This window comes from Chrysiogenia bacterium, from assembly GCA_020434085.1.
Lineage (GTDB): Bacteria > JAGRBM01 > JAGRBM01 > JAGRBM01 > JAGRBM01 > JAGRBM01.
The window spans coordinates 1-8,871 of record JAGRBM010000121.1 but is presented as its reverse complement, the minus strand read 5'-3'; the positions used below and the strand labels follow the sequence as shown (position 1 = coordinate 8,871).

7 protein-coding genes are annotated in these 8,871 nt (G+C 62.3%); all 7 read left to right on the top strand.

Annotation, left to right across the window (positions count from 1 at the left end; translation table 11 throughout):
• Positions 1-172: 172 nt before the first annotated feature.
• The 7 genes from KDH09_04005 (at position 173) to KDH09_03975 (ending at position 8,620) form a co-directional block, all read left to right on the top strand.
• Positions 173-1,690 carry a cobalamin-dependent protein gene (locus KDH09_04005; GenBank protein MCB0218833.1) on the top strand — a complete coding sequence of 506 codons (1,518 nt, stop codon included), beginning with the start codon at positions 173-175 and terminating at the stop codon, positions 1,688-1,690.
• Positions 1,687-3,222, top strand: coding sequence for a cobalamin-dependent protein (locus KDH09_04000; protein ID MCB0218832.1), 1,536 nt, complete (start codon positions 1,687-1,689; stop codon positions 3,220-3,222). The genes KDH09_04005 and KDH09_04000 overlap by 4 nt, the downstream gene beginning before the upstream one ends.
• Position 3,223: 1 nt before the next feature.
• Positions 3,224-4,222 carry a radical SAM protein gene (locus KDH09_03995; GenBank protein ID MCB0218831.1) on the top strand — a complete coding sequence of 333 codons (999 nt, stop codon included), beginning with the start codon at positions 3,224-3,226 and terminating at the stop codon, positions 4,220-4,222.
• 13 nt (positions 4,223-4,235) lie between these two features.
• Entirely contained in the window at positions 4,236-5,066 is an 831-nt protein-coding gene (locus tag KDH09_03990; protein ID MCB0218830.1) for a UbiA family prenyltransferase, read from the top strand.
• A gap of 43 nt (positions 5,067-5,109) precedes the next feature.
• Positions 5,110-6,777 carry a hypothetical protein gene (locus KDH09_03985; GenBank protein ID MCB0218829.1) on the top strand — a complete coding sequence of 556 codons (1,668 nt, stop codon included), beginning with the start codon at positions 5,110-5,112 and terminating at the stop codon, positions 6,775-6,777.
• Between the two features lie 152 nt (positions 6,778-6,929).
• The gene (locus KDH09_03980) at positions 6,930-7,712 is read left to right on the top strand and encodes a ParA family protein (GenBank protein MCB0218828.1); all 783 of its coding nucleotides are present in this window, start codon (positions 6,930-6,932) and stop codon (positions 7,710-7,712) included.
• Positions 7,712-8,620 carry a ParB/RepB/Spo0J family partition protein gene (locus tag KDH09_03975; protein MCB0218827.1) on the top strand — a complete coding sequence of 303 codons (909 nt, stop codon included), beginning with the start codon at positions 7,712-7,714 and terminating at the stop codon, positions 8,618-8,620. Before KDH09_03980 ends, KDH09_03975 begins: the two co-directional genes overlap by 1 nt.
• Positions 8,621-8,871 lie beyond the last annotated feature (251 nt).

Sequence of the window (8,871 nt, the reverse complement as noted above, 5' to 3'; positions counted from 1 at the left end):
ATCAGCGCCTGAGCGGTGCGAAAGGCGAGGGGCAGCGATTGTTCTATGAGAAGCAAACCGGGTAAAATTACCAAACAAGCGTTTGATTTGAATTTCGCACCCTCCGCGCAATTCCCGATGCCCGCCGAAAGTCGGCGGAGCTTGCCGGGCAAAGGCCCGAGCCGGATTTGAGATGAAGATCGCACTGATCAATCCGCCCAGCAATTACAGCGACCCTTACCCGTGGGTGGAGCCGCTGGGTATCTGCTACATCGCCGGCGCGTGTGAGCAGGTCGGGCACGAAGTGCTCATCCGTGATCTTTCGTACTCTACCCCCGAGGATCTGGACGCACTCTTTCGCGATCTCGACGAATTCCGGCCCGACCTGCTGGGCATGACGGCAATGACCGAGAACTTTGCCAACGGTCTTCGTCTGGCCCGCTCCATCAAGTCCCGCTACGGCTGCACCGTGATCTTCGGTGGCTGGCATGTCTCAGGAAACCCGGCCGCCGTTGAAGACCCGGTGATCGACTATGCCGTTTGCGGCGAGGGCGAGGACACGGTTCTCGAACTGCTCGATCATCTGCAGACCGGTTCGCCGCCGCTCGAAGAGATCGAGGGTATTGCCTGGAATTCCAGTGCGGGCGTGCAGGCGACGCCGAAGCGAAAGCGCATCCGCAAGCTTGAGCGCCTGCCGCGACCCGTCCGCACGGGCCTGCCGCTCGATCGCTACAAGTATCTGATGCTCAACTCCCAGCCCATCTCGCGGATGCGCACGCTCTCGATTCAGGCATCGCGCGGCTGTCCGTATACCTGTGTGTTCTGCCAGACGCCCGCGGTCTGGTCGAACATCTGGAGTAAGCGCACGCCCGCATCGGTTGTCGATGAGATCCAGGAGCTGGTGGACAATCACCAGATCAACACCTTCGTCTTCCGCGACGAGGAATTCACCGTGCGCGGTTCCTGGGTGATGGAAATTTGCGACGAACTGGTGGCGCGCGGGCTCAACAAGAAACTGACCTGGGGCGCCTTTGCGCGGGTGGACGATGCTTCCGAGGAACTTGTCGCGTCCATGGCGCGGGCGGGTTGCACCTATGTATTGATGGGCGTTGAAGCTTCCAACGATACGGAGCGCGACCAGACCAAGAAGTATTACAAGAATTCGGAGGCTGAAGAGGCCTTCCGGCTCTATCGCAAATACGGAGTCTTCGCGCAGGGAAGCTGGATCGTCGGGTTTCCCTGGGACACGATCGAATCATTGGACGCGGCCTTCGAGTGGCTCCTCACGCTTCAGATGGACTCGCTGGCGATCTGTTTCGCCACGCCTTTTCACAGCACCGAGCTCTACGACTACGTCGAGAAGCATGACCTATTCCTGACGCGTGACCCGGAGCACTTCACACTCCACGAACCGGTCATCCGCACGCCGCACATTCCGCTTGAGACATTGAAGACCCTGCCCATCGGCTACCGGCGGCGCTTCTATCTGCGGCCCCGGCACCTGGCCCATGTGGCGGGCACCATGCTGCGCCATCCCTCGCGCATTCGCATCGTTGCCGAGCTGGCCTACGACCGCATCATTGCAGCGCGGCTACTCAGCACAATTTCCCCCGACGCGCGACGAACCGCCGGGCAATTCGAAGTGCCCGAGCGCTACGCCCGGCCTTTGAGCGCCGGGCCCGCACCCATGCCCCGGGAGGTAGCGGTATGAAGATCTTTCTGATCAGTCCCCCCAGCAACTGCGACGATTCCCTGCCATGGCTGGAGCCCCTCGGGCTCTCCTACATCGCCGCTGTTTGCCGCAATGCCGGTCACGAGGTGCAGATCCGCGACCTGCTCAGCGTTTACACGGCCGATACCGCGGGCCTGTTTGCCGAGCTCGACGAATTCGAGCCCGACCTGGTGGGGCTCACGGCGATGACCGAGAACTTCAAGAACGGGCGCGAAATCGCCCGCGCGGTCAAGAGCCGTTACGGCTGCATCACCGTCTTCGGCGGCTGGCACGTCTCGGGCGAACCCACGGTCGTGCGCGACCCCGCCATCGATTTTCTCGTGAAAGGCGAGGGCGAGGAAACGATGCTTGAGCTCCTCGAATACCTTGAGGGGAAGATCCATTCCCCGGCGGAGATTGAGGGGCTGGTCTGGCTCGACGGTGACGAGGTACGGGTCAACCCGCCCCGCAAGCGCATCCGGAAACTGGCGGAACTGCCGCGTCCGGTGCGCGAAGGCCTTCCCATCGAGGACTACAAGTTCCCGATGCTCTTTTGCGAACCCGTGACGCGGATGCGCACCCTCTCGGTGCAGGCCTCGCGCGGCTGCCCGTACACCTGCACCTTCTGCCAGACGCCGGCCATCTGGTCCAATGTCTGGAGCAAGCGCACCCCCACTGATGTCGTCGATGAAATTGAAGAGCTCGTGGCCCGCTACAAGTTCAACACGCTGATCTTCCGCGATGAAGAATTCACCGTTCGCAAAAACTGGGTGATGGAAATCTGCGAGGAAATGGCCAGCCGCGGCCTGCCGAAGAAGCTCAAGTGGGGCAGCTTCGCGCGCGTGGATGACGTCACCCCCGAACTGGTCGAAGCCATGCATCGCGGCGGCTCCCGCTACGTGTTCATGGGCATCGAGGCCACCAGTGAAGAGCAGCAGGAAAAGATCAAGAAGTGGTACAAGCGCGAACAGGCCGAGGAGGCCTTCGCGACCTTCCGCAAGGCGGGGGTGACCACCCACGGGAGCTGGATTATCGGCTTCCCCTGGGATACGCGCGCGCAGCTCGATTCGGCCTTTGAGTGGCTCCGCACACTTCCGATGGATTTTCTCTCGGTGCTCTACGCAACACCGTTCGGCAGCACGCTGCTGCGCGAAGAAGTCGAACGCAACGGCCTGCTGCTGACCGATGACCCCAATTATTTCAATGTCAATGAGCCCGCGATTGAAGTGCCGGGAATTCCACTCGAAGAGCTGCGCTCTCTGGCGAGTCATTATCGGAATCGCTACTTCTTTAATCCCGCTTACATGGCGGGCGTGGCCTGGCAGTGCCTGAAGAGCCCGACGCGCGCGCGCATCGTCGCCGAGCTGTTTTTTGGCTCGCTCTACCGCTACTGGCACCGCCGAAAGCTGGCCGGACACCGTGAGCAGGTGTGGGGCGTTCCGCCCGAGTTCTTCGAGCCGCATGTTTCTTACAGAGACGTGCTGGCATCGATGACGCACACGGACCTGCCGGCGGCGGTAAGCGGGGTGTGACGTGAACTACCGGGCCCTCGCAATCTCCGGCGTGAAATACCTGGCAGGCATGCCCGCGCCGGTATCGGTTGGTTGCGTGCTGACTCATCGCTGCAACCTGCATTGCGAATACTGCAATTTTCCAGGGAACCTGACCGAAGAAATGACCACCGAGGAGTGGAAGGGCGCGATCGACGAGTTCACGCGCGCAGGAACAATTCGCTTCGGCTTTACCGGCGGCGAAGCCCTGCTGCGCGAGGATGCGCCGGAGCTGCTGCGCCATGCCAAGCGCACGGGCGCGACGACCACGCTTTGCAGTAACGGCATTCTGGTGCCCGAGCGAATCGACGAGCTCGACGGGCTCGACATCTACACAACCAGCCTCGACGGCGCCAACGCGGAAATTCATGACGCCCAGCGGCGCTCCAGGGGAAACTTCGAGAAGGCGATTCGCGGGATCGAGCTGGCCCTCTCGGCGGGCAAGCAGGTGAAGACCCTGACGGTGCTCACGCCCCGGAATCTCGATGAGGTTCCTGGAATTCTGGATCTGGCCGACGAAATGGGCTTTGAAGCCGGTTTTCAACCGGCCTCCAATGCTAGCCTGGCCTCGCCGGAGGCGCCTTCGCTGGCCCCGGAGGCGGCGAAATTCCACGAGGTGGGCGAATTTCTGGCCGGCGCGCTCAAAGAGGGCCGCAACCTGCTTTCCTCGAAGACCTCGGTCGAGCACATGCTCCACTATCCCGAAGGGGAGGGGGGCGACCTGTGCTGGGCGGCCGGAAAATACTTCTGCTACATCGATCCGGCAGGCGCCGTGTTTCCCTGCCACTTCGTCTATCACCCCGAACCCGGAGCGCATCCCAGCGGCAAGGAACTTGGCTACGTCAATGCCTTTCGTGAATGCCGAAGCTGCGCCGATTCCTGCCCGGGTTGCTACATCGTTCCCTACAACGAAATGAATAATTTGTTTCGACTTTCTCCCTCTACGCTTTGGAAACAGGTGCGGTCCGCCCTTTCCTGGTAGTAAACTCCCCGACGTGACGACACAGAACAAAGAGGCGCGCGGCAGTTGGCTGCTTGCGCTGCTGCGCCCGGCGGACTGGCTTCCGTATCTGGGGCTGACATTGCTGGGCTGGTCCGGCTCGTCCGGAGCCCCGGCGCCGTGGCTGACCTTGTTGTGGTCGGCGCTTTATCTGGCGGGCGGTTACGGCTTCAACGGGGTGTGTGACTGGCGCACCGATGACGCAGCGAAGAATCCGATTCGCGGCTCGGCTGTCTCGCCGCGCTTGGCGGGAGTGCTTTCCCTTGCGCTACTGCTTGCGCCCGTGCCGCTGAGTTTTGTCCTGATCCCCTCGGTGCGCTGGCTGACGCTGGGGATGGTCACGTTGGGAGTGGTGTATTCGCTTCCCGGATGGGGCCTCAAACGTGTGGCCGGCGTTGTCTCATTGGCTAATATCGCCCTGTTCGTGCCGCTTTACTGGATCGGCGCCGGCCGGATGCCCGCGGCGGACCCTGGCGACCTGTGGGTGCTGGGCGTGCTCGCACTGCCTTCACTGCAGAGCCAATTGGTGCACGAACTCGGTGACCGTGCGGAGGATCTCAGTGCCGGTCGTCGGAGCACGGCCATCTGGCTGGGCGAGCTTGCTACGCGGCGTAGCGTGCAGGTCCTCGGCGCCGCAACCTGTGTGGTTGCTGCACTGGCATGGCGGCAGGGACTGCTGGGCATTGCATCGGGCATCCTGTTCGCGCTTGCGGCGGTCTTCAGCATCGCGGGACCCGGCGACCCGCTGCAGTGGCGTCGCCGGATCAAGATCGCCTATCTGGCCCCATGCGCCGCATGGCTGGTCGAGGGAATAGTCGGTCGTTGAAAGACGGGAGCATGATCGCGCGCAGCCGAAACGAGGAAACGCAGTGGACTTGAGCCGCGACAACACGATTTTCTGGCGCAGGGCCCTGTGGGGCTGCCTGGGGCTGTATTGTTTCTACGGAATCTGGCGAAGCGCGACGGTCGATATCCCCATCCAGGGACTTGAGGGGATGATCGTCTACTACCGCATGGCTTCCATGTGGGATGCGGCGAGTCTCTCGAAACTGCTCAGCATGCCCTGGTGGTTGATCGCCACCGGCATCATGCCGCTGTATTTTTTCTGTATCCCGTTTTTTGCGCTGTTCGGAATCAACCTGCTCGCGCTTCAACTTGCATCCTTTGCCTGGAACCTGATTGGTTTGTGGCTGATCTACCGGGCTATCGATGGGGAGCGCGAGCGCTTTTTCACCATCGGACTGCTCACGTTCGGGCTCCCGGTAATGGCCGAGATGTATCTGGCCGCCTCGGGTACCTACACGGAGATGTTCCTTCCCTTCGGCATCGTGCTGTATGTGCAGCACTACTTTCTCAAGAATGCCGAGACGATTTCGCTGAGGCGCGCTGCCGCTCTCTCGGGTGTGATTGCGATCGTCACCGCGTTCATGCCGACCATGTTCCCGGGCGTATTGGCCATGTGTATTCTTACGGCGGTGGGGCTCTGGCGGCGCGGCCAGCGGCGCCTCATGCTGCCGCTGATCGCCGGGGGCGCCATCGGCTCGGCGATCATGCTGCCCATGCTGCTCGCGCAGATTTACCCCTCGGAGGCGGTTTTTCACGACCTGCCCGCAACGCCGCCCAAGCTGCTCCATTTGTTGTGGTACGGTTTCCCCAATTTCCTGGAAATCCGGGGAATCCCGTACTCCGGCTATCCGCTGGCCGCGATCTGTTACTACCTGATCTACCGGGGTTTCAGGTCGCGCGCTTTCGGAGAATTTCCCAAGTGGAGCAGCCTGCTCTTTGCTTCGGTGGTCTTTCTGCTCTGGCTTCCCATGAATTCCCATTTCGAACTGGGGGTAAGGCCCGACAGCGACATCATTCGCTTTCGCCAACTCTCGAGCGCCTGGCCGTTCTGGGCGGCGTTCCTTGCCGTCGGAATCGAATGGCTCGACAACCGGGGCATCTCGCGCAAGGTTTTGCAGGCTTTTCAGGGCTGGTATCTCGTTACCATCTGCGCCTGCGTGATCGCCCTGTTCGGTGCGCTCAACTGGAAAGCATTCGGGGTGACGGCAAAGATTCGGCTGGATTCAATTGCCGGTAGAAGCACCGACGAAGTGCTGCCGCACTTCTACGCGCCGGGCAAGTACAGCAAGATTTCCAAAGCGCCCGATGAATACCAGCGGACGCTGGTGATGCTCTCGCCAATGTCCCAGATCGTGACCGCGGACATGGGCGATTTTCGCGGCCAGATTCTTGGTCAGGTCGGCGACATCCCTCCCGTGTACCATGAAGCCTACTGGGTCGGCCTGGGGCTGGTCGTTTGTGAGGGGTCCATGCGCAACGGGCCCTTGGCCGAGAGGCTGCTTCCCGACATCATCGATCAGGCTCCCCGAAGAGAGCAGGGGTGGATCCGGCGTGGCTGCGATGTCGGCACCCGCTGGCGCAACGGGGAGATCTACCTGACCGAGCTGGGCTGGCCGCTGGAGCCGCGAATCATCGAAACCGGTGTGGCCCGGCTCTGGGGCGACACGCTGCGATACCGAAGCCGGAAATAGCCGGGGCTGCCGGCATATTTCAGGCCCGATTGGGCCGAAAAAGCCCTTTCTCTCCGCAAAAATTCCTGTGCTAAGCTGCTGCGCCCCGGGTGGGAACGACGGGCGCTCAGGCGTCCTGTCGCCGGGCACTTCTCTCGGTGGGAGATTGGGAATTGGGACGAATTCTCGCCATAGCCAATCAAAAGGGCGGCGTGGGCAAGACCACGACATCGGTCAATCTGGCCGGCTGTCTGGCCGCGGCCGAGCACCGGACCTTGCTGGTGGACTGCGACCCGCAGTCGAACTCCACCTCCGGCGTGGGGCTCGCAGGCGATCACGAGCACAACACCTACCGGGTGCTGATGGGCGACTGCACCGCCGCTGAGGCGATCGTCCAGACCGAGCTCTCGTGCCTCGATGTGCTACCCGCCACGCGCGACCTGGCCGGCGCCGAGGTGGAACTCGTCTCTCAGATGGCCCGCGAAACGAAGCTGCGTGACGCGCTTGAAGCGGTACGCGAGAACTACGAATTCATTTTGCTCGACTGCCCGCCCTCGCTGGGCCTGCTCACGCTAAACGCACTCACTGCCGCCGATGCGGTGCTCATTCCGCTCCAGTGCGAGTACTACGCGCTGGAGGGGCTCTCCCAGCTCATGGGAACGATTGAGCTGGTGCGCAAGCACCTCAACCCCGAACTCGAACTCGATGGAATCCTGCTGACCATGGCCGACAGCCGCAACAACCTCTCCCACCAGGTGGTCGAGGAGGCGCGCGAACATTTCGGTGCCAAGGTCTACGAGGCGATGATCCCGCGCAACGTGCGGCTCTCCGAAGCGCCCTCTCACGGCAAGCCGATCATTCTCTACGATATTTCCTCGCGCGGCGCGGAGAGCTATCTCGCACTGACGCGCGAGTTCCTGGCCCGCACCGGTGAGACCATGACGGGAGCGTCCTGATGGCAACGCCGAAGAAGCGAAAGGCGCTGGGCAAGGGCCTTGGCGCGCTCATTCCCCAGAAATCCGAAGCACCGGAGAGTGCATCGGCCCCCGCGCCGGAGGCCGACGCCGCCGGATTCCGGGTCGCGCTCAAAGACATTTACCCCAACCCCGATCAGCCGCGCACGCACTTCGACGAGACGCGCATTGCAGAGCTCGCCGCCTCCATCAAGGAGCAGGGCGTGATTCAGCCCCTGCTGGTGCGGCGCCGCCCCCAGGGCGGGTATGAGCTCATTGCCGGAGAGCGCCGCTTCCGGGCGTCGAAGAAGGCCGGGCTCAAGGAAGTTCCCGTCACGGTGCGAGCCGCCGGGGATCGCGAAGTGATGGAACTGGCGCTCGTCGAGAATCTTCAGCGCGACGACCTCAACCCGATCGAACTGGCGCTGGGTTACCAGTCGCTCATCGAAGACCACGCCTACACCCAGGAACAACTGGCCAAACGCATCGGCCGCGATCGCTCCAGCGTTGCGAACACTCTGCGCCTGCTCAAGCTTCCCAAGAAGGCGCAGGACGATCTTATTCAGGGGCGGCTCACCACCGGTCACGCCAAGGCGATGCTCTCGCTCGAAGATGTGGAACTGATGCTCGAACTGCGCGAGCAGGTGATCAAGAACGGCCTGTCCGTGCGCGAGGCCGAAAAGCTCGCCAAAGAGCTGGCCAGCGGGGGGGCGCTGCGTCGCAAGCCCAAGACGACCGAGAAAAAGACTGCCGCCGTCGATCCCGATGTCGCCGCGCTGACTCGTCGCCTGGAACGCAACCTCGGCGTGAAGATTCGCATCGCCCACAACAAGAAAGGCGCGGGCAAGCTGACCATTTCCTACGCCAGCCTGGGCGAGCTTCAGCCCATCCTCGACAAACTCGAATCCTGATCCGCCACCGAGGCTTTCTTCCTTCCACGTGGTTGTCATTCTGAGGGGCGCAAAGCGGCCCGAAGAATCGCGTTCACGCCAACCCCGGCCGATTCTTCGCTGCGCTCAGAATGACAGGTGTTTGAAGTGCTGATTGGTTGTGGGGCCTATCCGGCAACCGGGCGGAGCTGCCGGACGCCGGCGGCGCCGACGGGTCGCGCGTTTTTCATGGCGCGTTCCAGCGACGCGCTCGCGTGCTCCAGCGCGGAAGT